18 protein-coding genes, 2 tRNA genes, 1 rRNA gene and 1 riboswitch are annotated in these 25,443 nt (G+C 57.7%); of the genes, 15 read left to right on the plus strand and 6 right to left on the minus strand.

Annotated elements, in window-relative coordinates:
* Nucleotides 1-242 precede the first annotated feature (242 nt).
* Nucleotides 243-560, minus strand: a complete 318-nt coding sequence (gene metJ / locus J1C59_RS00840) for a met regulon transcriptional regulator MetJ (RefSeq protein WP_009088019.1) — start codon at nucleotides 558-560, stop codon at nucleotides 243-245.
* Between the two features lie 273 nt (nucleotides 561-833).
* Here metJ and metB point away from each other — a divergent pair, with 273 nt between their 5' ends.
* From metB to metF, 3 genes are all read left to right on the plus strand, one after another.
* Nucleotides 834-1,994, plus strand: coding sequence for a cystathionine gamma-synthase (gene metB / locus J1C59_RS00845; RefSeq protein WP_128084494.1), 1,161 nt, complete (start codon nucleotides 834-836; stop codon nucleotides 1,992-1,994).
* 2 nt (nucleotides 1,995-1,996) lie between these two features.
* Entirely contained in the window at nucleotides 1,997-4,432 is a 2,436-nt protein-coding gene (locus J1C59_RS00850; protein WP_128084495.1) for a bifunctional aspartate kinase/homoserine dehydrogenase II, read from the plus strand.
* 202 nt (nucleotides 4,433-4,634) lie between these two features.
* Entirely contained in the window at nucleotides 4,635-5,534 is a 900-nt protein-coding gene (gene metF, locus J1C59_RS00855) for a methylenetetrahydrofolate reductase (RefSeq protein ID WP_128084496.1), read from the plus strand.
* An 82-nt stretch (nucleotides 5,535-5,616) separates the two neighbouring features.
* Here metF and ppc read toward each other — a convergent pair whose 3' ends face one another.
* Together ppc and argE are read right to left on the minus strand one after the other, a co-directional pair.
* Nucleotides 5,617-8,268, minus strand: coding sequence for a phosphoenolpyruvate carboxylase (gene ppc / locus J1C59_RS00860; RefSeq protein WP_140916941.1), 2,652 nt, complete (start codon nucleotides 8,266-8,268; stop codon nucleotides 5,617-5,619).
* Nucleotides 8,269-8,620: 352 nt separating this feature from the next.
* Nucleotides 8,621-9,769 (minus strand): acetylornithine deacetylase, encoded by a 1,149-nt coding sequence (gene argE / locus J1C59_RS00865; protein WP_140916942.1) that lies wholly within the window; start codon nucleotides 9,767-9,769, stop codon nucleotides 8,621-8,623.
* Nucleotides 9,770-9,936: 167 nt separating this feature from the next.
* Here argE and argC point away from each other — a divergent pair, with 167 nt between their 5' ends.
* From argC to argH, 4 genes are all read left to right on the plus strand, one after another.
* Entirely contained in the window at nucleotides 9,937-10,941 is a 1,005-nt protein-coding gene (gene argC / locus J1C59_RS00870) for an N-acetyl-gamma-glutamyl-phosphate reductase (protein ID WP_128086084.1), read from the plus strand.
* Between the two features lie 14 nt (nucleotides 10,942-10,955).
* Nucleotides 10,956-11,732, plus strand: a complete 777-nt coding sequence (gene argB / locus J1C59_RS00875) for an acetylglutamate kinase (protein WP_128086085.1) — start codon at nucleotides 10,956-10,958, stop codon at nucleotides 11,730-11,732.
* Nucleotides 11,733-11,756: 24 nt separating this feature from the next.
* A complete protein-coding gene (locus J1C59_RS00880) occupies nucleotides 11,757-12,974 on the plus strand; it encodes an argininosuccinate synthase (protein WP_128086086.1) in 1,218 nt (405 codons plus the stop codon).
* Between the two features lie 90 nt (nucleotides 12,975-13,064).
* Entirely contained in the window at nucleotides 13,065-14,438 is a 1,374-nt protein-coding gene (gene argH, locus J1C59_RS00885; protein WP_128086087.1) for an argininosuccinate lyase, read from the plus strand.
* Between the two features lie 120 nt (nucleotides 14,439-14,558).
* Here the strand turns inward: argH and J1C59_RS00890 are convergent, their stop codons facing one another.
* Nucleotides 14,559-15,293 (minus strand): glutathione peroxidase, encoded by a 735-nt coding sequence (locus tag J1C59_RS00890; RefSeq protein ID WP_128086088.1) that lies wholly within the window; start codon nucleotides 15,291-15,293, stop codon nucleotides 14,559-14,561.
* Nucleotides 15,294-15,417: 124 nt separating this feature from the next.
* On the opposite strand from J1C59_RS00890, the gene oxyR reads away from it, so the two are divergent.
* Complete coding sequence (oxyR, locus tag J1C59_RS00895) at nucleotides 15,418-16,335, plus strand: DNA-binding transcriptional regulator OxyR (protein ID WP_128086089.1); 918 nt, start codon at nucleotides 15,418-15,420, stop codon at nucleotides 16,333-16,335.
* Here oxyR and sthA read toward each other — a convergent pair.
* Nucleotides 16,318-17,718, minus strand: a complete 1,401-nt coding sequence (gene sthA / locus J1C59_RS00900; protein ID WP_013359450.1) for a Si-specific NAD(P)(+) transhydrogenase — start codon at nucleotides 17,716-17,718, stop codon at nucleotides 16,318-16,320. The genes oxyR and sthA overlap by 18 nt on opposite strands.
* A gap of 192 nt (nucleotides 17,719-17,910) precedes the next feature.
* Between sthA and fabR the strand changes: the two genes are divergently transcribed.
* A complete protein-coding gene (gene fabR, locus J1C59_RS00905; RefSeq protein WP_111140431.1) occupies nucleotides 17,911-18,558 on the plus strand; it encodes an HTH-type transcriptional repressor FabR in 648 nt (215 codons plus the stop codon).
* A gap of 14 nt (nucleotides 18,559-18,572) precedes the next feature.
* On the plus strand, nucleotides 18,573-18,923 hold the full coding sequence (locus J1C59_RS00910; RefSeq protein WP_128086090.1) for a YijD family membrane protein: 351 nt from the start codon (nucleotides 18,573-18,575) through the stop codon (nucleotides 18,921-18,923).
* Between the two features lie 42 nt (nucleotides 18,924-18,965).
* Here J1C59_RS00910 and trmA read toward each other — a convergent pair whose 3' ends face one another.
* A complete protein-coding gene (gene trmA, locus J1C59_RS00915) occupies nucleotides 18,966-20,069 on the minus strand; it encodes a tRNA (uridine(54)-C5)-methyltransferase TrmA (RefSeq protein WP_128086091.1) in 1,104 nt (367 codons plus the stop codon).
* A 110-nt stretch (nucleotides 20,070-20,179) separates the two neighbouring features.
* Nucleotides 20,180-20,362: riboswitch (cobalamin riboswitch) on the plus strand.
* A 70-nt stretch (nucleotides 20,363-20,432) separates the two neighbouring features.
* Here trmA and btuB point away from each other — a divergent pair.
* From btuB to J1C59_RS00940, 5 genes are all read left to right on the plus strand, one after another.
* Nucleotides 20,433-22,313: a TonB-dependent vitamin B12 receptor BtuB gene (gene btuB, locus J1C59_RS00920; protein WP_128086092.1), complete on the plus strand. Its 1,881-nt coding sequence runs from the start codon at nucleotides 20,433-20,435 to the stop codon at nucleotides 22,311-22,313.
* A complete protein-coding gene (gene murI / locus J1C59_RS00925; RefSeq protein WP_128086093.1) occupies nucleotides 22,258-23,109 on the plus strand; it encodes a glutamate racemase in 852 nt (283 codons plus the stop codon). Before btuB ends, murI begins: the two co-directional genes overlap by 56 nt.
* 395 nt (nucleotides 23,110-23,504) lie before the next feature.
* Nucleotides 23,505-25,046, plus strand: a 16S ribosomal RNA gene (locus tag J1C59_RS00930).
* A gap of 73 nt (nucleotides 25,047-25,119) precedes the next feature.
* A tRNA-Ile gene (locus J1C59_RS00935) sits at nucleotides 25,120-25,196 on the plus strand.
* A 138-nt stretch (nucleotides 25,197-25,334) separates the two neighbouring features.
* A tRNA-Ala gene (locus tag J1C59_RS00940) sits at nucleotides 25,335-25,410 on the plus strand.
* Nucleotides 25,411-25,443 lie beyond the last annotated feature (33 nt).

The following is a 25,443-nucleotide window of genomic DNA, read 5'->3' on the forward strand; positions in this document are numbered from 1 at the left end:
GGTTTCGCGAAATATTAAGGATCAGGCGTAAATTAACAATAATAATAGTTCTATTTTGAATCCCGGACGAAGAGTCATTCGGTAACGAACGTGTAAAATCGATATCAAAAGAGGATTTCTTTTTAATAAAAGATGCGTAGTGTAATAAGCAGAAACAAACAGGCAACAGGGCGGGTCAGGAAAGCGGCTCCCTGAGCGGAGCCTGCTTCTCTGAAACGGGTGAAGCGAAGGAGCCTGACGGATTAATATTCCCAGGTGTCCGGATCGACGCCCATCTGGCGCATGATCGCTTTTGCCTCTTCCGGGATCTCATCGCTGCGCTCTTTACGCAGGTCGACATCATCCGGCAGCGGCTGGCCCGTGAAAGCATGTAAGAAGGCTTCGCAAAGCAGTTCGCTGTTGGTCGCGTGGCGCAGGTTGTTCACCTGACGACGGGTACGCTCATCCGTTAAAATCTTCAGCACGCTCAAGGGGATAGAAACCGTTATCTTCTTGACCTGCTCGCTCTTCTTACCGTGCTCAGCGTACGGGCTGATATATTCGCCGTTCCATTCAGCCATGGGTTACCTTAATTAATAAACGTTAAATGTGAGGAAATCAGCGGATTATGCCTGATTTTTTCCTGCCTGACCCCTGATATGGCGGGTTTTCTTCGCTCACAACCTCCGCTGTACAGAGGGGAACGCCAGGCGATGACGCATAATTTTAGCGGTTATTGCCGGTTTGCTCAATCTATACGCAAAGACATTTAGATGTCCAGATGTATTGACGTCTAATTAGGGGGTGATATCCTGTGTGCTACATTTTCTTCACTCTTCAGGAACAATTCACTCATGACGCGTAAACCGGCAACCATCGCAGTACGCAGCGGTCTGAATGATGACGAGCAGTATGGCTGCGTTGTCCCGCCCATCCACCTCTCGACCACCTATAACTTCCTGGACTTCAATGAGCCGCGCGCGCATGACTACTCCCGTCGCGGTAACCCGACGCGTGATGTTGTTCAGCGCACGCTGGCGGAACTGGAAGGGGGCGCGGGTGCGGTATTAACCAATACCGGGATGTCGGCGATTCATCTGGTGAGCACCGTGTTCCTGAAGCCTGGCGATCTGCTGATCGCGCCACACGACTGCTACGGCGGCAGCTACCGGCTGTTTGACAGCCTGAGCAAGCGCGGGGCCTATCGGGTGAAATTTGTCGATCAGGGCGATCCGGTGGCGCTGCAGGCGGCACTGGATGAAAAACCCCGTCTGGTACTGATTGAGAGCCCCAGCAATCCGCTGCTGCGCGTGGTCGATATCAGCGGAATCTGCGCGGCGGCACGCGCGGCGGGTGCCGTCAGCGTCGTGGACAATACCTTTATGAGCCCGGCCCTGCAGAACCCGCTGGCGCTGGGAGCCGATCTGGTCATCCACTCCTGCACCAAATACCTGAATGGTCACTCCGATGTGGTCGCGGGGGCGGTGATTGCCCGCGATCCGCAGCACGCGACCGATCTGGCCTGGTGGGCGAACAATATCGGCGTGACCAGCGCGGCGTTTGACAGTTATCTGTTGCTGCGCGGGATTCGTACACTCGCACCACGAATTGCGGCGGCGCAACGAAATGCCCTCGCGATTGTGGCATATCTGCAGCAGCAGAAACGGGTGAAAAAGTTGTATCATCCTTCGCTGCCGGAAAACGCCGGACACGAATATGCGGTGCGTCAGCAGCGCGGCTTTGGTGCCATGCTGAGTTTTGAGGTCGACGGTGATGAAGCGCTGCTGCGTCGCTTCCTGAAAGCGTTGCGGCTGTTTACGCTGGCCGAATCGCTGGGCGGCGTAGAGAGCCTGATCTCCCATACCGCCACCATGACGCACGCGGGGATGTCAGCAGAAGCGCGCGCGGCAGCGGGTATTTCCGATACGCTGCTGCGGGTTTCTGTTGGCATCGAAGATCACGAAGATTTAATAGCCGATCTGGATAATGCATTCCGGATCGCAGCCGAGGGTTAAGCATGATGATTTCAGCAGGCGCGGGAACGCCAGATATCCGGCAGTTGCACAAGTTTGGCGGCAGCAGCCTGGCGGATGCACGCTGCTATCAGCGCGTTGCCAGCATTATGGCGGACTACAGCCAGCCGGGCGATCTGATGGTGGTTTCCGCCGCCGGCTCAACCACCAACCAGCTCATTAGCTGGCTGAAGCTGAGCCAGAGCGATCGGCTCTCTGCGCACCAGGTGCAACAGGCATTACGGCGCTACCAGAGCGAACTGATTAGTGCGCTCCTGCCTGCTGAGGTTGCGGAACCCTTAATCAGCGCGTTTATCCGCGATCTGGAGAAACTGGCTGCGCTGCTGGATGCGCCGATTACCGATGCGGTCTACGCCGAGGTGGTCGGGCATGGTGAAATCTGGTCGGCGCGCCTGATGTCCGCGGTGCTGAGCCAGCGCGATCTGCAGGCCTGCTGGCTGGATGCGCGTGAGTTCCTGCGGGCGGAACGTGCTGCTCAGCCGCAGGTGGATGAAGGCAAATCCTGGCCGCTGCTGCAGACGTTGCTGGCGCAACATCCTCACAAGCGCATCGTGGTCACCGGATTTATCAGCCGCAACGACGCTGGTGAAACGGTGCTGCTGGGCCGTAACGGCTCCGATTATTCCGCCACGCAGATTGGTGCGCTGGCGGGTGTCGGCCGTGTCACCATCTGGAGCGACGTGGCGGGCGTCTACAGCGCCGATCCCCGTAAAGTTTCGGATGCCTGCCTGCTGCCGCTGTTGAGGCTGGACGAGGCCAGCGAGCTGGCGCGTCTGGCGGCTCCGGTGCTGCATACCCGTACCCTGCAGCCGGTCTCCGGCAGCGATATCGACCTGCAACTGCGCTGCAGCTATCAGCCGGAGCAGGGGTCGACCCGTATCGAGCGCGTTCTGGCCTCCGGAACCGGCGCACGGATTGTCACCAGTCACGATGATGTCTGCCTGATCGAGATTCAGCTTCCGGAGCAGCATGACTTCGCGATTCTGCATAAAGAGATCGACCTGCTGCTGAAGCGTGCGCAGCTGCGTCCGCTGGCGTTTGGCGTACATCCGGATCGTCAGCTTCTGCAACTCTGCTATACCTCCGAAGTGGTTAACAGCGCCTTTACGCTGCTGCAGGACGCGGGTTTACCGGGACATCTGCAACTGCGCGACGGCCTGGCGCTGGTGGCGCTGGTTGGCGCAGGCGTTACCCGCAATCCGCTGCATACCCATCGCTTCTGGCAGCAGTTAAAAGATCAGCCGATTGAGTTCATCTGGCAGTCAGAAGAGCACATCAGCGTGGTGGCAGTGCTGCGCGTCGGGCCGACCCGGCATCTGATCCAGGGACTGCATCAGTCGCTGTTTCGCGCGGAAAAGCGTATCGGCCTGATGCTGTTTGGCAAAGGCAACATCGGTTCGCGCTGGCTGGAGCTGTTTGCCCGCGAACAGGAGTCGCTGTCAGCGCGTACCGGCTTTGAGTTTCTGCTGGCGGGCGTGGCGGACAGCCGTCGCAGCCTGCTGAGCTATGAGGGGCTGGATGCCAGCCGGGCGCTCGCCTTCTTTGATGATGAGGCGGTGGAGCGCGATGAGGAGTCGCTGTTCCTCTGGATGCGCGCTCATCCGTTTGACGATCTGGTCGTGCTGGATGTCACCGCCAGCACCCCGCTGGCGCAGCAGTATCTCGACTTCGCCAGCCACGGTTTCCACGTCATCAGTGCCAACAAGGTGGCGGGGGCCTCCGACAGCCAGACATGGCGGCAGATCCGCGATGCCTTTACCAAAACCGGGCGTCACTGGCTCTATAACGCGACGGTGGGTGCAGGTCTGCCGATCAACTACACCGTGCGCGATCTGCGCGACAGCGGCGATACCATTCTGGCGATCAGCGGGATCTTCTCCGGGACGCTCTCCTGGCTGTTCCTGCAGTTTGATGGCACTGTGCCCTTTACCGAGCTGGTGGACCAGGCGTGGCAGCAGGGATTGACCGAGCCCGATCCGCGCGCTGACCTTTCCGGTCAGGATGTGATGCGCAAGCTGGTGATCCTGGCGCGTGAGGCGGGCTACAACATCGAACCGGATCAGGTGCGGGTGGAGTCGCTGGTGCCTGATAACTGTCAGCAGGGGTCGGTTGATCACTTCTTTGAAAACGGTGAAGAGCTGAACGAACAGATGCTGCAGCGACTGGAAGCCGCGCAGGAGATGGATCTGGTGCTGCGTTACGTCGCCCGCTTTGACGCCAACGGCAAGGCGCGCGTGGGCATTGAAGCGGTCCGTCCGGAGCATCCGCTGGCGTCCCTGCTGCCGTGCGACAACGTCTTCGCGATCGAGAGCCGCTGGTATCGTGATAATCCGCTGGTGATCCGCGGGCCGGGCGCAGGCCGGGATGTCACCGCCGGCGCTATCCAGTCAGATATTAATCGCCTCGCTCAACTGCTGTAACTCCTTCCTTACAGGCGCTTCGGCGCCTGTTTTCAATGCGTTATCTCTGCCCCCCGCAGCCGCCTCTATGCTGGCTGAAATTTGCTCACGTCTGTTGATTATTTTTAAGTTGACGGCACACCGGGATTACGTCATTTTGAACTTCCGGACGTCTAAACGTGTAGATGTTTGCAGGTCAGTTATTAATCGATGAGGGCGCAGAATGAGTTTCTTTCATGCTAATCAGCGCGAAGCGCTAAACCAGAGCCTGGCAGAGCTGAACGGGCAAATTAATGTCTCCTTCGAGTTCTTCCCGCCCCGTACGCACGAAATGGAAGAGACCCTGTGGAGCTCCATCGATCGCCTGAGCAGCCTCAAGCCGAAATTCGTTTCGGTGACCTACGGCGCGAACTCCGGGGAACGCGACCGCACCCACAGCATCATCAAAGGCATTAAAGATCGGACCGGTCTGGAGGCGGCGCCCCATCTGACCTGTGTCGATGCCACGCGCGAAGAGCTGCGCGCCATCGCTCAGGATTACTGGAACAACGGCATTCGTCATATTGTGGCGCTGCGCGGCGATCTGCCGCCCGGCAGCGGGAAACCGGAGATGTATGGCAGCGATCTGGTGTCCTTGCTTAAAGAGGTAGGGGAGTTTGATATCTCCGTCGCCGCCTATCCGGAAGTGCATCCCGAAGCAAAAAGCGCCCAGGCCGACCTGATTAACCTGAAACGTAAAATCGAGGCGGGCGCCAGCCGGGCGATCACCCAGTTCTTCTTCGACGTGGAAAGCTACTTACGTTTTCGCGACCGCTGCGTGGCGACCGGAATTGATGTGGAAATCGTGCCAGGCATCCTGCCGGTCTCTAATTTCCGGCAGCTGCAACGCTTTGCCACGCTGACCAATGTGCGTGTGCCGGGCTGGATGCATGCGATGTTTGCCGGGCTGGATAACGATCCGGAAACGCGCAAAATGGTGGGGGCCAATATCGCCATGGATATGGTGAAAATTCTGTCGCGCGAAGGGGTGAAAGATTTCCACTTCTACACGCTGAACCGGGCCGAGATGAGTTACGCCATCTGTCACACTCTGGGCGTGCGGCCTGCCGCTGCCGCGGCATAATCGCGCCCCGCACAGACAATAAAAAAGTCGGGCATGGCCCGACTTTTTTTATCACTGCCCGCCGACTCTCGTCAGCACCGGGTTAACCGGTGTTACGCATCCCGGCGGCAACGCCGGCGATGGTGACCATCAGTGCCTGCTCCACGCGGGCATCCGGCTCTTCACCCCGCGCTTCCTGGGCGCGTGAACGATGCAGCAGCTCGGCCTGCAGGACGTTGAGCGGGTCGGTATAGACGTTACGCAGCGCGATCGACTCGGCAATCCACGGCTGGTCAGCCATCAGATGCGAATCGTTGGCGATGGTCAGCACCGCTTTGATATCCGCATCAAGCTGATCGCGCAGCTGTTTGCCCAGCGGCCAGAGCGATTTATCCACCAGGCGCTGATCATAATATTCCGCCAGCCACAGGTCCGCTTTCGAGAAGACCATCTCCAGCATCCCCAGACGGGTAGAGAAGAAGGGCCAGTCACGGCACATCGCTTCCAGCTGATCCTGATGGCCTGCCGCCATCGCCTGCTGCAGGGCCGCTCCGGCGCCCAGCCAGGCGGGCAGCATCAGGCGGTTCTGCGTCCAGGCGAAGATCCACGGAATGGCACGCAGCGACTCCACGCCGCCGGTTGGCCGGCGTTTGGCCGGACGCGAGCCCAGCGGCAGTTTGCCCAGCTCCTGCTCCGGCGTGGCCGAACGGAAATAGGGCACGAAGTCAGCATTTTCACGCACGTAACCGCGGTACATCGCGCAGGAGTCAGCCGAGAGCTGATTCATAATGTCGCGCCATTCGCGTTTCGGCTCCGGCGGCGGCATCAGGTTCGCTTCCAGAATCGCACCGGTGTAAAGCGACAGGCTGGCGATGGTCACCTCAGGCAGACCATACTTAAAGCGGATCATCTCGCCCTGTTCGGTCACGCGCAGGCCGCCACGCAGGCTGCCCGGTGGCTGCGACAGCAGTGCCGCATGAGCAGGTGCACCGCCACGGCCAATGCTGCCGCCGCGTCCGTGGAACAGAGTCAGGGAGATCCCGGCTTTCTCGCAGGTTTTGATCAGGGCATCCTGTGCCTGATACTGCGCCCAGCTGGCGGCCATCACCCCGGCATCTTTCGCCGAGTCAGAGTAGCCAATCATCACCATCTGTTTGCCCTGAATAAAGCCGCGATACCAGTCGATGCTCAGCAGCTGGCTCATCACATCGTTGGCGTTGTTCAGGTCATCCAGCGTTTCGAAAAGCGGCGCGACCGGCATCGCATAGCCGATACCGGCTTCTTTCAGCAGCAGATGAACGGCCAGCACGTCAGAAGGGGTTTTCGCCATCGAAATCACGTAGGCGGCGATAGAGCCCTGCGGTGCTTCGGCCGCGACGCGACAGGTTTCCAGCACTTCGCGTGTCTCGTCGCTGGGTTCCCAGTTGCGGGGCAGCAGCGGACGTTTGGAGTTCAGTTCGCGGATCAGGAAGGCCTGCTTGTCCGCTTCGGACCAGCTCTCGTAGTCGCCCAGGCCCAGATAGCGGGTCGCTTCCGCAATCGCTTCGGTGTGACGGGTGCTCTCCTGGCGCAGATCGATACGCACCAGCGGCACGCCAAAACATTTCACGCGGCGCAGCGTATCAAGCAGCTGGCCGTTGGCGATGATGCCCATGCCGCACTTCTGCAGGGACTGATAGATGGCGAACAGCGGATCCCACAGCTGGTCATTAGACACCAGCAGATCGGCCGGACGCGGCAGACGTTCCCCTTTCAGGCGATGCTCCAGGAACGACTGGGTGCTCATCAGCTGGCTGCGCATGCGCTTCAGGATCAGACGATAGGGTTCCAGCGCTTCCGGATCGCCGCTGAGTTCGCGGATCTCGTCGGTGCACTCCGACATCGACAGCTCAGAGATCAGTACGCCGATGTCGCGCAGGAACAGGTCAGTGGCTTTCCAGCGGCTCAACTGCATGACGTGACGGGTAATCGACGCCGTCACATTCGGGTTGCCATCTCGGTCGCCGCCCATCCAGGAGGTGAACTGCACTGGCACGAAATCGACCGGCAGTCTGATGCCGAACGCCTCTTCCACCTGCTCGTTCAGCTCACGCAGGAAAGCCGGAACGCCTTCCCACAGGCTGTTTTCCACCACGGCAAAGCCCCATTTCGCTTCGTCGATCGGGGTCGGGCGATATTTGCGGATCTCATCGGTGTGCCACGCCTGGGCGACCAGCTGGCGCAGACGGCGCATAATCTGGTTACGTTCGTAGTCGGAGACGTCGCTGTGATCGAGTTGCTTCAGGCAGCTGTTGACCTCGACCAGCTTGTGGATCAGCGTGCGGCGGGTGATTTCGGTCGGGTGAGCAGTCAGCACCAGCTCCAGCGACAGCGACTCAATCGCCGCCAGAATGTCGCTTTCACGAATCTCTTTCTGCTGCTTCAGGGTATCAAAGGTCTTTTTCAGCAGTTCAGGATGGTGCTCACCCTCGCCACTCTGTGAGATGGTCTGATACTGCTCCGCCACGTTGGTCAGATTAAGGAACTGGCTGAACGCGCGCGCCACCGGCAGAAGCTCCTCGTTGGAGAGGTTCTGCAGCGTATTGAGCAGTTCTTTACGATGAGTGTCATTGCCTGCGCGGGATGACTTGGAGAGCTTACGGATGGTTTCCACCTGGTCGAGGATGTTCTCGCCCAGTGCATCCTTAATCGTATCCCCGAGCAGTTTGCCGAGCATACTGACATTACTTCGCATTGCGGAATATTGTTCGTTCATTGGACCCTGACACCCTTATCGTCTTGAAAAACTTCTACACCCGACCTTTCAGGCAGCCAAAAATCAGCAACGTGGTGTTCCCGGTATGCTGAGGGGAACCGGCACCGTTGCCGCCTGTCCGCTTTCTGAAACGCTCTGGATAATCACCCGGTGGGCATAACATCGTCTTTTATCTAGCCACGTAATGTTGCATTCGTCAAATGAGATAAAGTGCGGCGAAGTAGCGGCTAAATAACGGGAATTATTGGTATTTATCGGGAGTGAAGCGGGATAAGTTATTCTTATTGTTAAATCCCGCAGAATGAGGGGGCATTTTGTCGTTTTTACAGTGAAATGCCCCATTTGCTGTCAATCAGTGACAAAAATGCTGCACAACCTGACTGATAAGCGCCCGTGTCGGCTTAATAAATGCCGTATCGATAAACTCGTCTGGCTGATGCGCCTGATTGATCGAACCCGGTCCCAGTACCAGTGTCGGACAGAGTTGCTGAATAAACGGCGCCTCGGTGCAGTAGTTGACGATTTCGGTAGGCGTACCCAGCAGTTTCTCGACCACACTGACCAGCTCATGGTTTGCCGGGCACTCATAACCCGGAATCGGCGGATGCAGCTCGGCCACGGTAATGCGGCCCGGCCAGCGTGCACTGACCGGGGCCAGCGCCTCATTCAGCAGTCCGTCGAGATCGCCCAGCGACAGGCCCGGCAGCGGACGAATATCCATGTGCAGCTCACAACAGGCGCAGATACGGTTCGCCGCATCCCCGCCATGAATATGCCCGAAGTTCATGGTGGGATAGGGGATGGCAAAACCATCGTGGTGATAGCGTTCCTGCAGCGTCGTGCGGAGCTGCATCAGGTGGGTGATCGACTCATGCATCAGCTCGATGGCGTTAACACCTCGCGCCGGATCGCTGGAGTGGCCCGATTTGCCTTCGATACGGATCACGTTCGACAGATGGCCTTTATGCGCGCGAACCGGTTTAAGCGAGGTCGGCTCGCCAATAATGGCGCAGTCGGGACGCAGCTGCGTCGATTCAGAAAAATATTTGGCCCCCGCCATGGTGGTCTCTTCATCCGCCGTGGCGAGAATATAGAGCGGCTTACTCAGGGTGCTGACATCCACATCGCGCAGCGTATCGAGAATAAAGGCGAAGAACCCTTTCATGTCGGCGGTGCCCAGACCATAGAGCTTGTTGTCGTGCTCGGTCAGGGTAAAGGGATCGCGTGTCCAGCGGCCATCATCGAAGGGCACGGTGTCGGTATGGCCGGCCAGCAGCAGGCCGCCCGCGCCGCTACCGGTGCGCGCCAGCATGTTAAATTTATTGCGCGTTCCCGGCACGGGCTGCACTTCAACGCTGAAGCCGAGGTCGCGGAACCAGCCTGCCAGCAAATTGATTAAAGTTTCATTACTCTGATCCAGTGCGGCATCGGTTGCGCTGATCGACGGTGTGGCGATTAACTGGCTGTACAGTTCAATAAAAGGCGGTAATTTTGTCTTCACTGTTGGCGGTCCTTGGGTTAGGATGTATCCATATTCATGCAGTAATAGTGAATAAAAATACATTAACGTCCTCTGCAAGGGAACCTTAAATCGCTGCAGATGACAGGGTGGGTAACGGGGCAAGGCCGCGACCCGGAATGTGCGACTGTAAAAAGGGTTACAGCCTGATGTTGAATACGCTGATCGTTGGTGCCAGTGGTTACGCTGGTACAGAGCTTGCCACCTTCCTGAATCGTCATCCACATATCAACATAACCGCTTTGGCGGTTTCCGCGCAAAGCCCTGATGCCGGTAAGCGCCTCTCCGACCTTCATCCGCAGCTGAAAGGCGTGGTGGATCTTCCGCTGCAGCCGCTGAGCAGCGCGGCGGAGTGGGCCGGCAAAGTGGATGTGGTGTTCCTGGCGACCGCCCATGAAGTCAGCCACGATCTGGCCCCGGAGTTTCTCAAAGCCGGTTGTGTGGTCTTTGACCTGTCGGGCGCGTTCCGCGTCAACGACGCCGATTTCTACACCCGCTTCTATGGCTTCACCCATCAGCATGGCGAGTGGCTGGATAAGGCTGTTTACGGTCTGGCGGAATATCAGCACGATAAAATTCAGCAGGCGCAGCTGGTGGCCGTCCCCGGCTGCTACCCGACCGCCGCGCAGCTGGCGCTGAAGCCGCTGGTGGAAGCCGGGCTGTTAAACGATGCGCAGTGGCCGGTCATCAACGCCACCAGCGGCGTGAGCGGTGCCGGACGTAAAGCCAGCGTCGGCACCAGCTTCTGCGAGGTCAGCCTGCAGCCTTACGGCCTGTTTAACCATCGCCATCATCCGGAAATCGTTGCGCACCTCGGCACACCGGTGATCTTCACGCCGCATCTGGGGAGTTTCCCACGCGGTATTCTGGCGACCATTACCTGCCGTCTGAAAGCGGGTGTGAGCCGTGAGGATGTCGCCGCTGTGTTCCATCGCGCCTATGATGATAAACCGCTGGTGCGGCTCTATGAGCAGGGCGTCCCGGCGCTGAAAGCCGTGGTGGGCCAGCCCTTCTGCGATATCGGTTTTGAGATGCAGGGCGAACATCTGATTGTGGTGGCCGCCGAAGATAACCTGCTGAAAGGCGCGGCATCGCAGGCGGTACAGTGCCTGAACATCCGGTTCGGCTTCCCTGAAACGCAGTCACTGATTTAACGGATAACGAAACCATGACCAATCCATTGATTATCAAGCTGGGCGGTGTGCTGTTAGACAGCGAAGAAGCGCTGGCCCGCCTGTTTGACGCGCTGCTGACCTGGCGCAGCGCCCATCAGCGTCCGCTGATCATTGTCCACGGCGGCGGTTGCCTGGTGGATGAACTGATGAAAAAGCTGGCGCTGCCGGTGATGAAGAAAAACGGCCTGCGCGTGACGCCTGCCGACCAGATCGACATTATTACCGGTGCGCTGGCGGGAACCGCCAACAAAACGCTGCTGGCCTGGGCCAAAAAATCGGGCATCCGCGCGGTGGGTCTCTGCCTGGGTGATGCGGGCATCGTCAATGTTACGCCGTTTGACGAAGAGCTTGGCCATGTCGGCCACGCGATGCCGGGCGATCCGGCCCTGCTGAACACCCTGCTGGCGGCCGGTTATCTGCCGGTAGTCAGCTCAATCGGTATTACAGACAGCGGTGAACTGATGAACGTCAACGCGGACCAGGCGGCGACCGCTCTCGCCTCGACGCTGGGCGCGGATTTGGTTCTGTTGTCTGACGTCAGTGGTATTCTCGACGGGAAAGGCCAGCGCATCGAAGAGATGACGGCCGATAAAGCTGAACAGCTGATTACCCAGGGCATCATCACCGATGGCATGATTGTGAAGGTACACGCTGCGCTTGATGCGGCACGTACCCTGGGCCGCCCGGTGGATATTGCCAGCTGGCGTCACGCCGAGCGGCTGCCTGACCTGTTTAACGGCGTGTCGATTGGCACCCGGATTCTCGCTTAACGACTCTGATTCAAGGATTACGAAATGCAAACGCAAAACATCAAAAAAATCGTTCTGGCTTACTCCGGCGGTCTGGATACGTCAGCCATCATTCCATGGCTGAAAGAGAACTACGGCGGCTGTGAAGTGGTCGCTTTTGTTGCGGATATCGGTCAGGAGCGCAGCGATCTGGAAGGTGTGGAGAAGAAAGCCCTGCAGTCCGGCGCCTCTGAGTGCCACGTGGTTGACCTGCGTGAAGAGTTCATCAGCGACTATGTTTATCCGGTGCTGCAGACCGGCGCCCTGTACGAAGGCACCTACCTGCTGGGTACCTCAATGGCGCGTCCTATCATCGCAAAAGCGCAGGTTGAGCTGGCACTGAAAGTGGGTGCTGATGCGCTGTGCCACGGCGCAACCGGTAAAGGAAATGACCAGGTGCGTTTCGAAACCACCTACACCGCGCTGGCGCCGCAGCTGAAAGTGGTGGCACCGTGGCGTGAGTGGAACCTGCGTTCACGTGAAGCCCTGCTGGACTACCTGAAAGAGCGCAACATCCCGACGACCGCGTCGCTGGAAAAAATCTACAGCCGTGACGAAAACGCGTGGCACATCTCCACCGAAGGCGGCGTGCTGGAAAGCCCGGCGAATGCACCGAACAAAGATTGCTGGGTCTGGACTGTCGATCCGCTGGAGGCGCCCGATCAGCCTGAAGACGTGACCGTGACCGTAGAGAAAGGTCGGGTTGTTGCCGTCAACGGCGAAAAAATGAGCCCGTTCCAGTGTCTGGAAAAACTCAACGTGCTCGGCGCGAAGCATGGCGTGGGCCGTATCGATATCGTTGAAAACCGTCTGGTCGGCATTAAATCGCGCGGCTGCTATGAAACGCCTGGCGGCACCATCATGGTCAACGCCCTGCGTGCGGTAGAGCAGCTGGTTCTGGATCGCGACAGCTTCAAATGGCGTGAGCAGCTGGGTCACGAAATGTCCTACGTCGTCTATGACGGCCGCTGGTTCGCGCCGCTGCGTAAGTCGATTCAGGCAGCGGCCGAATCGCTGGCGGAAGAGGTGAACGGTGAAGTGGTGCTGCAGCTCTTTAAAGGCCACGCAACCGCGACCCGGAAGCGTTCTGCGAACAGCCTCTACTCAGAAGAGTTCGCGACCTTCGGCGAAGATGAAGTTTACGATCACCGTCATGCGGGCGGCTTCATCCGTCTGTTCTCACTCTCGTCGCGCATCCGTGCCCTGAACGAGCAGAAGAAGTAATTTTCGGGCGGGGTACGCCCCGCCTCACAGTTTCACTTCAGGGGCGGCATTTATGCCGCCTCTTGTTTAACGATTCAGAGGAGTTTTCACATGGCACTTTGGGGTGGACGGTTTACTCAGGCAGCGGATCAACGTTTCAAACAGTTCAACGACTCGCTGCGCTTCGATTACCGCCTGGCAGAGCAGGACATCATTGGCTCTGTTGCCTGGTCCAAAGCGCTGGTGACGGTGAATGTCCTGACTCAGGATGAGCAGCAGCAGCTGGAAGCAGCCCTGAATACGTTACTGCAGGACGTGCGTGAAAATCCTGAGCAGATTCTGCAGAGCGATGCCGAAGATATCCACAGCTGGGTGGAAGGGCAGCTGATCGACAAGGTCGGCGCACTGGGCAAAAAACTGCACACCGGCCGTAGCCGTAACGATCAGGTCGCGACCGATCTGAAGCTCTGGTGCAAGATGCAGATTGAGGCGCTGCTGGGCGCGACACGCGATCTGCAGCAGGCGCTGGTGGTGACGGCGGAAGCCAATCAGGATGCGGTGATGCCGGGCTACACCCACCTGCAGCGTGCTCAGCCGGTGACGTTTGCGCACTGGTGTCTCGCCTATGTTGAAATGCTGGCGCGCGATGAGAGCCGTCTGCAGGATACGCTGAAGCGGCTGGATGTCAGCCCGCTGGGCTGCGGCGCACTGGCCGGTACCGCTTACGAAATTGACCGTCAGCAGCTGGCAGGCTGGCTGGGCTTTGCGTCTGCCACGCGCAACAGTCTGGACACCGTCTCAGACCGCGACCACGTGCTGGAGCTGCTCTCCGATGCCGCAATCGGCATGGTGCATCTGTCGCGCTTTGCCGAGGATATGATCTTCTTCAATACCGGCGAAGCGGGCTTTATTGAGCTGTCAGACAAAGTGACCTCCGGCTCTTCGCTGATGCCGCAGAAGAAAAACCCGGATGCGCTGGAGCTGATTCGCGGCAAGTGCGGCCGGGTACAGGGCGCACTGACCGGCATGATGATGACGCTGAAGGGGCTGCCGCTGGCCTACAACAAAGATATGCAGGAAGACAAAGAGGGGCTGTTCGACGCGCTCGACACCTGGCTCGACTGCCTGCATATGTCGGTGCTGGTGCTGGATGGCCTGCAGGTTAAACGTCCGCGCTGCCAGGAAGCTGCCGAACAGGGTTACGCAAACTCTACCGAGCTGGCGGACTATCTGGTTGCCAAAGGCGTGCCGTTCCGTGAAGCGCACCATATTGTCGGCGAAGTGGTCGTGGCCGCGATTGGCGAGGGCGTGGCGCTGGAAGCGCTGCCGCTGGCGACGCTGCAGCAGTACAGCACGGTGATTGGTGAGGATGTCTATCCGATCCTGGCGCTGCAATCCTGTCTGGATAAGCGTAATGCGCAGGGTGGGGTCTCTCCGCAGCAGGTGGCGCGTGCCATCAATGACGCAAAACAGCGTCTGGCGTAATTCGCAGATAAAAAAAAAGCGGGCATTTCAGATGCCCGCCAACCTCTAGCTTCAGAACAACTACTTTTTTTATAGGCACATCATCAGAGCGCCAGCTCTCCCGGCTGACACCCAGATTTTTTACGCTGACAGCAAGTATTGCTGCAGATCGTCACTCCCGCCAATGTGACGACCACCGATGAAGATTTGCGGCACCGTCGCGCGGCCGGTCACGGCACGCAGACTCACCGTGGTCGCATCCTGGCCCAGCACAATCTCTTCGTACTGAATCCCCTGGTCGACCAGCATCTGTTTTGCCTGAATGCAGAAGGTGCAGCCAGGTTTGGTAAAGATAGCGACTGACTCCTGAGCTTTACAGGCCGGATCGAGGTAGCGCAGCATGGTGTCCGCATCAGACACTTCGAACGGATCGCCAGGCTGATTCGGCTCCACAAACATTTTCTCTACCACGCCGTTACGCACCAGCATGGAGTAGCGCCATGAGCGGGGGCCAAAGCCGAGGTCGGCTTTCTCAACCAGCATCGCCATTCCGCGGGTAAACTCACCGTTGCCATCGGGAATGAAGGTGATGTGGTCGGCGCGCTGCTCCGCTTTCCAGGCGTTCATCACAAAGGTGTCATTCACCGAAACGCACAGGATGCTGTCCACGCCCAGGCGGGTAAACTGTCCCGCTAATTCGTTGTAGCGCGGCAGATGAGTGGATGAGCAGGTGGGTGTAAACGCCCCCGGCAGTGAAAACACGATAACCGTTTTATCTTTAAACAGCGCGTCGGTGGTGACATCGACCCAGCGGTCGCCCTGGCGTGTGTGAAAAGTCACTGATGGGACTGCTTTACCTTCCTGACCTGCAAACATTTACGACTCCTGATCAACCGCGTTCCATTTGATGCGCGCATTATTCCCAACCGCCCTTGATAGGGCCAATCGTTCATTGCTATTCTATCTATCGCCACGGGCTATCGTGGTCTGGAGGGTAATAATGAATATCCGTGATCTTGAATATCTGGTTTCGCTTGCTGAACACCGCCACTTTCGTCGTGCTGCGGATGCCTGTCATGTCAGTCAGCCCACGTTAAGCGGGCAGATCCGCAAGCTGGAAGATGAGCTGGGCGTGATGCTGCTGGAGCGCACCAGTCGCAAAGTGCTGTTCACCCAGGCGGGGCTGCTGCTGGTGGATCAGGCGCGAACGGTGCTGCGGGAAGTGAAGGTGCTGAAAGAGATGGCCAGTCAGCAAGGGGAAGCGATGTCCGGTCCGCTGCATATCGGTCTGATCCCGACGACCGCGCCCTACCTGCTGCCCCAGATTATCCCGACGCTGCATCAGACGTTCCCGAAACTGGAGATGTATCTGCACGAAGCGCAGACGCTGCAGCTGCTGGCGCAACTCGACAGCGGCAAGCTGGACTGCGCGATTGTCGCGCTGGTCAAAGAGAGCGAAGCCTTTATCGAGGTGCCGCTGTTTGATGAGCCGATGAAGCTGGCCGTCTATGCGGATCATCCGTGGTGTGACCGCGACCGGGTGCCGATGTCCGATCTGGCAGGCGAAAAACTGCTGATGCTGGAGGATGGCCACTGTCTGCGTGACCAGGCGATGGGCTTCTGCTTTGAGGCGGGAGCGGATGAAGATACCCATTTCCGCGCGACCAGCCTGGAGACGCTGCGCAACATGGTAGCGGCGGGCAGCGGCATTACGCTGTTACCGGCGCTGGCCGTACCGCCGGAACGCATCCGGGATGGGGTCTGCTATCTTCCCTGCTATAAGCCGGTGCCCAAGCGGACGATCGCGCTGGTTTACCGTCCGGGTTCCCCTCTGCGCAGCCGTTATGAACAGCTGGCAGAGGCGATCAAAACCCATATGGAGCACTATTTCGACGCCACCCTAAAACAGGCGGTTTAAGCCGTTTAACGCGGCAACGCGATAGGCTTCGGCCATGGTCGGATAGTTAAAGGTGGTATTCACGAAATACTCAATCGTGTTGCCACCATTTTTCTGTTCCATAATGGCCTGACCGATGTGAATAATCTCGGCGGCACGTTCGCCAAAGCAGTGGATCCCCAGTATCTCTTTGGTTTCCCGGTGGAAGAGAATCTTCAGGCTGCCGACGTTCATCCCCACGATCTGCGCTCGCGCCAGATGTTTGAACTGCGCGCGGCCCACTTCATACGGCACCTTCATCGCTGTCAGCTGCTGCTCGGTTTTCCCCACAGAGCTGATCTCAGGAATGGTATAAATCCCGGTCGGAATATCTTCGATCAGGTGCGCTGACGCTTCCCCTTTGATGATCGCCTGCGCGGCAATGCGTCCCTGGTCGTAGGCGGCAGAGGCCAGGCTCGGGTAGCCAATCACGTCACCCACGGCGTAGATGTGCGGCTGCGCGGTCTGATACATGCTGTTTACTTTCAGCAGGCCACGACCATCGGCTTCCAGCCCGACATTCTCCAGCGACAGCGAGTCGGTGTTACCGGTACGGCCATTGGCGTACAGCAGGCAGTCCGCCTTCACCTTTTTGCCCGACTTCAGGTGCATGATCACGCCATCTTCCACGCCTTCGATCTTCTCGAACTCTTCGTTGTGACGAATCACCACGCCGCTGTTCCAGAAGTGATATGAGAGCGAGTCAGACATCTCCTGATCCAGGAACGCCAGCAGGCGATCGCGGGTGTTAATCAGGTCAACCTTGACGTTCAGGCCACGGAAAATCGACGCATACTCACAGCCAATCACGCCCGCGCCATAGATAATGACGTGGCCGGGTTCGTGGTGCAGGTTGAGGATCGAGTCGGAGTCATAAACGCGCGGATGGGTGAAGTCCACATCATCAGGATGATAGGGGCGTGAGCCACAGGCGATAACAAACTTCTCTGCCGTCAGCGTTTCGCGGGTGCCGTCCGGCTGTTCAATCTCGATCGTATTGGCATCCACGAAATGCGCATCGCCCTGATAAAGCTCGCAGCGGTTGCGCTCATAGAAGCCCTGGCGCATCGCTGTCTGCTGGCTGATGACGTTTTCCGTATGGTTAAGGATGTCGGCAAAAGAGGAGCGAAGCAGACGGGTATGGTCGCTGTAGAGCGGGTTCTGGTTGAATTCGATAATGCGGCTGACGGCGTGGCGAAGGGCTTTGGAGGGGATGGTGCCCCAGTGCGTACAACCGCCACCGATGTTGTGATAGCGTTCGATCACGGCGATGCGCGCGCCCTGTTTTACCAGCCCCATCGCCGCACCTTCACCGCCGGGCCCTGAGCCAATCACAATGGCATCGTAATCGTAAGACTTTTGCATACCGATACGTCCTATTATTTATACATTTTTACAACGAGATTCTAACATCTCGTCGCGCACTTCTGAATTCTATCAGCGATTTTCATCACAGTTTGACAAAGAGTGAGGTTCACAGGCGGTGACAAATATTGCCACTCTGTACGCTGAAAATTTTGATATAGTGACCCCTTAATACCGCTAAAGGCAGAGAGAATGGGCGTCAGAGCGCAACAGAAAGAACGTACACGACGTACACTGATTGAAGCGGCTTTCAGTCAGCTCAGCGCCGAACGCAGTTTTGCCAGTCTGAGCCTGCGGGAAGTTGCCCGCGAAGCGGGCATCGCACCCACCTCGTTCTACCGCCATTTCAAGGATGTTGATGAACTCGGCCTGACGATGGTGGATGAAAGCGGACTGATGCTGCGCCAGCTGATGCGTCAGGCGCGCCAGCGTATCGCCAAAGGCGGCAGCATCATCAAAACGTCGGTCGCGACCTTTATGGAGTTTATCGGCAACAACCCCAACGCTTTCCGCCTGTTGCTGCGCGAACGTTCCGGCACCTCTGCCGCTTTTCGTGCCGCGGTGGCGCGTGAAATTCAGCACTTTATCGCTGAACTGGCGGATTATCTTGAGGTCGAAAATCGCATGCCGCGCAGTTTCACCGAAGCGCAGGCGGAAGCGATGGTGACGATAGTCTTCAGCGCCGGTGCAGAAGCACTCGACGTTGATACGGAGCAGCGACGCAAGCTGGAGGATCGGCTGGTGCTACAGCTGCGCATGATCGCCAAAGGCGCCTATTACTGGTACCGCCGCGAGCAGGAGCGTCTGGCGGTTACCCTGGAAAAACCCGAAGAACAATGAGTAAGGATCCGTCCATGACCCACCCAGGCATTCGCGATAAAAGCACGCTGGCGCTGGCTTTTATTACCGGCTTAGCGATTAACGGCTCGTTTTCGGTGCTGTTCAGCGCCTTTGTTCCCTTTTCGATTTTTCCGCTGATTGCCCTGGGCCTGGCGGCCTGGTGCCTGCATCAGCGTTATCTCAACACCAATATGCCGGACGGCATGCCAGGCCTGGCGGCCGCCTTTTTCCTGCTGGGAATCCTGGTCTATAGCGCGCTGGTGCGGGCAGAGTATCCGGATATCGGATCGAACTTCGTGCCGACCGTGCTGATGGTGGCGCTGGTGTTCTGGATTGCAACGCGGTTCAAACGCAAGCGTCACTAAACGTGATAACAAAAACGGGAACCGCAGGGTTCCCGTTTTTATTTACGCTTTTCGCGTCAGCAGCACGCCGCATTCCATATGGTGGGTATAGGGGAACTGATCGAACAGCGCCAGCCGCGTCACGTCGTGCGTTTCCGCCAGCGTCTGCAGATTGTCGCTCAGGGTCTGCGGATTACAGGAGATATAAAGGATGCGCGGATAGGCCTGCACCATCTTCACCGTCTCTTCATCCAGTCCGCTGCGCGGCGGGTCGACAAAAATCGTTTCGCAGTCGTAGCTGCTCAGGTCAACGCCTTCCAGACGATTGAAGCTGCGCACACCCTTCATCGCCTGCGTAAACTCTTCCGCCGCCATACGAATGATCTGCACGTTATCGATCTGGTTAACCGCAATATTGTACTGGGCTGAAGCGACGGATGGCTTAGCGATCTCCGTGGCCAGCACGCGACGGAAATTGCGGGCCAGCGCCAGCGAAAAGTTACCATTGCCACAGTAGAGTTCCAGCAGGTCGCCCTGTGAATCCCGTGTCACATCCAGCGCCCACTCCAGCATCTGAATGTTCATCGCCGCATTGGGCTGGGTAAAACTGTTCTCGACCTGACGATAGATAATCTCGCGGCCGGCCACTGGCAGACACTCATCCACGTAGTCGCGATCCAGACAGATTTTGGTTTTAGTCGCGCGACCAATCAGCTGCACATCCAGCCCTTCAGCGCGGAGCTGGTCACGCAGCGCTGCGGCGGCCTGCTGCCACTCATCATCCAGCTTGCGGTGATAGAGCAGTGAAATCACAATCTGGTTGCTCAGGGTCGAGAGATAGTCGATCTGAAACAGCTTATGACGCAGGAGGCGGTTATCGCGGATCGCGGCGATCATCTTCGGCATCAGCTGATTGATCAGCTGGCTGGCTGCCGGGAACTGATCAACGCGGATCCGCTCACGCGTCTGCTGATCGAAGATGATGTGATAGATGTCATCGCCGTCATGCCACAGACGAAATTCGGCGCGCATCCGATAGTGGCTGACCGGTGAACGGAACACCTCCACGTCGGGCGCCGCAAATGGCGTCATCATCGTCTCTAAACGACTGACTTTTTCCGCCAGCTGGGCGTCATACTCTTCAATGGGGAGATGTTCGGGTGTCATGAGCAGTCCTGATTAATAGCTTACCAGCGGGCGATTGTAGGCATTCACTTGCTGATGTCCAGTCCCGCAGCGAGAAGATACCCGGCTATCTGGACTTCCCTGTGCTCACTCCGTAGACTGCTGACGCCGGCCTCATGCCCGAGTTAATAGGGAATCCAGTGTAAATCTGGAGCTGACGCGCAGCGGTAAGGAATGTCGTGATGTGTGCAAGTGCAGACACTGTCCTGCGGGATGGGAAGTCATCATCACTTATGGTTCCCAGCCCGAAGACCTGCCGGTGTAACGTCGCTACTCGTACAATCATCGCGTGCTATCGATTGTCGGCCTGCGGCATCCTGCCGGATCTTATGGATGCTTTAATAAATGACAAAAAAAACACTTTCGCTGTGCGCTCTGAGCGTCACGGCGATTTCTCTCTGGGCGCAAAACGGTTATGCGCAGGCGAATGATGAAACGCAAATTGTCACCGCTAACCGCTTTGCTGAACCTGTTTCGGGCGTGCTGGCGCCCACGACCGTCGTCACGCGTGATGAGATCGACCGCTGGCAGGCCAGAAGCCTGACCGATGTCATGCGCCGCCTGCCGGGTGTCGATGTGGCGCAGAATGGCGGATTGGGTCAGCAGAGCTCTCTGTTTATCCGGGGCACCGAATCCCGGCATGTGCTGATCCTGATTGATGGCATCCGGCTTAATCAGGCGGGCATCAGCGGTTCGTCTGACCTCAGCCAGATCCCCCTGTCGCTGGTCCAGCGCATCGAATATATTCGCGGCGCGCGTTCGGCGGTTTACGGTTCGGATGCCATTGGCGGCGTCGTCAATATCATCACCGGTCGCGCGCAGCCGGGCAGCACGCTGACGGCGGGCTTGGGCTCGCGGGGGTATCAAGCTTACGATGGCTCCACTCAGCAGGCGCTGGGCGATGCGACCACGCTGACGCTGGCAGGCAACTACACCTATACCCGAGGCTATGATGTGGTGGCGGGTTACCCGAACAGCTATGGCCCGGCCCAGCACGATCGCGACGGCTTCATGAGCAAAACGCTCTATGGCACCCTGGAGCATCAGTTCAGCGATGAGCTGAGCGGTTTTGTGCGCGGCTATGGGTTTGATAACCGCACCGCCTATGATGGCTCTTACAGTTACGATGAGAGCTTCACCCGTATCGTCGGGCTGGCGGATACCCGGCAGCTCTACAGCCAGACCTGGGATACCGGTTTACGCTTCCACCGTGACGTTTACTCGACCCAGCTCATCGCCAGTTATGGGCATACCAAAGACATCAACTACGACCCGCGCAATGGCCGCTACGGCGCGGCATCCACCCTGGATGATGTGACTCAGTACAACCTGCAGTGGGGCAACACCGTGCAGGTGGGGCAGGGGGCGATCAGCGCCGGTATCGACTGGCAGAAAGAGACGACCGAGCCGGGAACTAACTATCTGTCTGACGGCTATGAGCAGCGCAACACCGGTCTCTACCTGACCGGCCAGCAGCAGGTGGGCAGCGTCACGCTGGAAGGGGCGGTGCGCAGTGACGACAACAACCAGTTCGGCTGGCATAACACCTGGCAGACGGCGGCATCATGGGAGTTTATCTCTGGCTATCGCCTCTTTGCGTCGTACGGCACCGCATTTAAGGCGCCGAACCTGTCGCAGGTCTATAGCCCGCTTTATGGCAATCGTGACCTCGATCCGGAAAAAAGTAAGCAGTGGGAAGGCGGGGTTGAAGGGCTGAGCGGGTCGGTGAACTGGCGCGTATCAGGCTATCGCAATGACATTGATAACCTGATTGATAGCGATCCGCAGACCTTCCGCTACTACAACACTCAGCAGGCGCGCATTAAGGGCGTTGAGGCCACCGCCGGATTTGATACCGGTCCGCTGACACATCAGCTCTCGTACGATTATGTCGATGCGCGGGATGGCATCACCGACCAGCCGCTCATTCGCCGGGCGAAGCAGCAGGTGAAGTATCAGCTCGACTGGACGCTGTACACGTTTGACTGGTCCGTGACTTATCACTATCTGGGCGAGCGATATGACACGGACTTCAACAGCACGCCCAGCCGTCGCGTGAAATCAGGCGGCGTCAGCCTGTGGGATCTCGCGGTCTCATATCCTGTCACTTCACAGCTCACGGTTCGTGGTAGAATTGCCAACCTGTTCGATAAAGATTACGAGACAGCGTATGGCTATCAGACTCCAGGACGAGAGTATTACCTCAGCGGCAGCTACACCTTCTGATTTGCGCCCCACGGTGCTGGTCTTTGATTCCGGCGTCGGCGGGCTTTCTGTCTATGATGAAGTCCGGCAGCTCCTGCCGGATCTTCATTATCTTTACGCCTTCGATAACGCCGGCTTCCCTTATGGGGAGAAAAGCGAAACCTTTATTGTCGATCGGGTCGTTGCCATCGTTGAGGCGATTACTCAGCGTTATCCGCTCTCACTCGTCATCATCGCCTGTAATACGGCCAGCACGGTTTCACTGCCCGCGCTGCGGGAGCGCTTTGTGTTTCCTGTGGTAGGGGTCGTGCCTGCGATTAAACCGGCTGCGCGGCTGACGCGAAATGGCGTGGTGGGCTTGCTGGCCACACGGGCGACGGTGCGTCGTCCTTATACGCATGAGCTGGTGGCGCAGTTTGCCGGTTCCTGTCACATCGAGATGCTGGGGTCGGCGGAGCTGGTGGAGCTGGCCGAAGCTAAGCTCCACGGCGCGCAGGTCGCACTGGAAGAAGTACGCCGCATCGTTCAGCCGTGGCTGCGGATGGCTGAGCCTCCGGATACGGTCGTGTTAGGCTGTACGCACTTTCCTTTACTGCGTGAAGAGCTGCAGCAGGTGTTACCGGAAGGCACGCGTCTGATCGATTCCGGTGCGGCGATAGCACGACGCACGGCCTGGCTGCTGGAACATGAAGCGCCTGAGGTGCACTCATCGCAGCAGAACGTCGCTTTTTGCACGGCGCTGGATGGCGAAGCCGTACAATTATCACCCGTTCTGCAGCGTTATGGCTTCCCGTTGCTGGAAAAACTGGCGCTTTAGCGGCTTTTCGCTGAAAAAAACAGCACTCGGAATTTTATTTGAAATTAGCGCTTGTCAGCCTCCGAGAACTCCCTATAATGCGCCTCCACTGACACGGCACAACGGCTTACGAAGCGCCGGGTTGAGTAGGTTCGAAATCATACGAACCAGTGAGTTAAGCGAAAATAAATGCTTGACTGACAATGCGGAAAGCGTAATATACGCAGCCCGCGCCGCAGTAAATCGCGGCATGCTCTTTAACAATTTATCAGACAATCTGTGTGGGCACTCGCAGGATTGATATCAGCGTCTCCGGACGCAAAAAATATTAAGCCTCACGAGTGAACACATAATGAAATTCATTATGACGTTTTACAGATGAGCATCGCTGGACTTGTTCCGGCAAATCAAACTTTAAATTGAAGAGTTTGATCATGGCTCAGATTGAACGCTGGCGGCAGGCCTAACACATGCAAGTCGGACGGTAGCACAGAGGAGCTTGCTCCTCGGGTGACGAGTGGCGGACGGGTGAGTAATGTCTGGGGATCTGCCCGATAGAGGGGGATAACCACTGGAAACGGTGGCTAATACCGCATAACGTCGCAAGACCAAAGAGGGGGACCTTCGGGCCTCTCACTATCGGATGAACCCAGATGGGATTAGCTAGTAGGCGGGGTAATGGCCCACCTAGGCGACGATCCCTAGCTGGTCTGAGAGGATGACCAGCCACACTGGAACTGAGACACGGTCCAGACTCCTACGGGAGGCAGCAGTGGGGAATATTGCACAATGGGCGCAAGCCTGATGCAGCCATGCCGCGTGTATGAAGAAGGCCTTCGGGTTGTAAAGTACTTTCAGCGGGGAGGAAGGCGGTGCGGTTAATAACCGCGCCGATTGACGTTACCCGCAGAAGAAGCACCGGCTAACTCCGTGCCAGCAGCCGCGGTAATACGGAGGGTGCAAGCGTTAATCGGAATTACTGGGCGTAAAGCGCACGCAGGCGGTCTGTTAAGTCAGATGTGAAATCCCCGGGCTTAACCTGGGAACTGCATTTGAAACTGGCAGGCTTGAGTCTCGTAGAGGGGGGTAGAATTCCAGGTGTAGCGGTGAAATGCGTAGAGATCTGGAGGAATACCGGTGGCGAAGGCGGCCCCCTGGACGAAGACTGACGCTCAGGTGCGAAAGCGTGGGGAGCAAACAGGATTAGATACCCTGGTAGTCCACGCCGTAAACGATGTCGACTTGGAGGTTGTTCCCTTGAGGAGTGGCTTCCGGAGCTAACGCGTTAAGTCGACCGCCTGGGGAGTACGGCCGCAAGGTTAAAACTCAAATGAATTGACGGGGGCCCGCACAAGCGGTGGAGCATGTGGTTTAATTCGATGCAACGCGAAGAACCTTACCTACTCTTGACATCCAGCGAACGGGGCAGAGATGCCCCGGTGCCTTCGGGAACGCTGAGACAGGTGCTGCATGGCTGTCGTCAGCTCGTGTTGTGAAATGTTGGGTTAAGTCCCGCAACGAGCGCAACCCTTATCCTTTGTTGCCAGCGATTCGGTCGGGAACTCAAAGGAGACTGCCGGTGATAAACCGGAGGAAGGTGGGGATGACGTCAAGTCATCATGGCCCTTACGAGTAGGGCTACACACGTGCTACAATGGCGCATACAAAGAGAAGCGACCTCGCGAGAGCAAGCGGACCTCACAAAGTGCGTCGTAGTCCGGATCGGAGTCTGCAACTCGACTCCGTGAAGTCGGAATCGCTAGTAATCGTGGATCAGAATGCCACGGTGAATACGTTCCCGGGCCTTGTACACACCGCCCGTCACACCATGGGAGTGGGTTGCAAAAGAAGTAGGTAGCTTAACCTTCGGGAGGGCGCTTACCACTTTGTGATTCATGACTGGGGTGAAGTCGTAACAAGGTAACCGTAGGGGAACCTGCGGTTGGATCACCTCCTTACCTTAAGATACCTTCCCGCGCAGTGCTCACACAGATTGTCTGATAAAAAGTAACGAGCAGAAAAAACCTCTACAGGCTTGTAGCTCAGGTGGTTAGAGCGCACCCCTGATAAGGGTGAGGTCGGTGGTTCAAGTCCACTCAGGCCTACCAAATTCGCACTCACGCTGCGTTATGTCTCCGGCTCGCATAGTTCACTATGCTTCGCGAAGACATGCCTTGCCTGAGCACGAATTGCACTTCTCACGAAGTGTACTCGGTTGGACGTAGTGGTCTCTGCAGTAACTGTATGGGGCTATAGCTCAGCTGGGAGAGCGCCTGCCTTGCACGCAGGAGGTCAGCGGTTCGATCCCGCTTAGCTCCACCATACCGTTTTAACTGTTTTTTCTGAATACCTCAG

Origin of the sequence: Pantoea deleyi (genome assembly GCF_022647325.1) — a bacterium.
GTDB lineage: Bacteria > Pseudomonadota > Gammaproteobacteria > Enterobacterales > Enterobacteriaceae > Pantoea > Pantoea deleyi.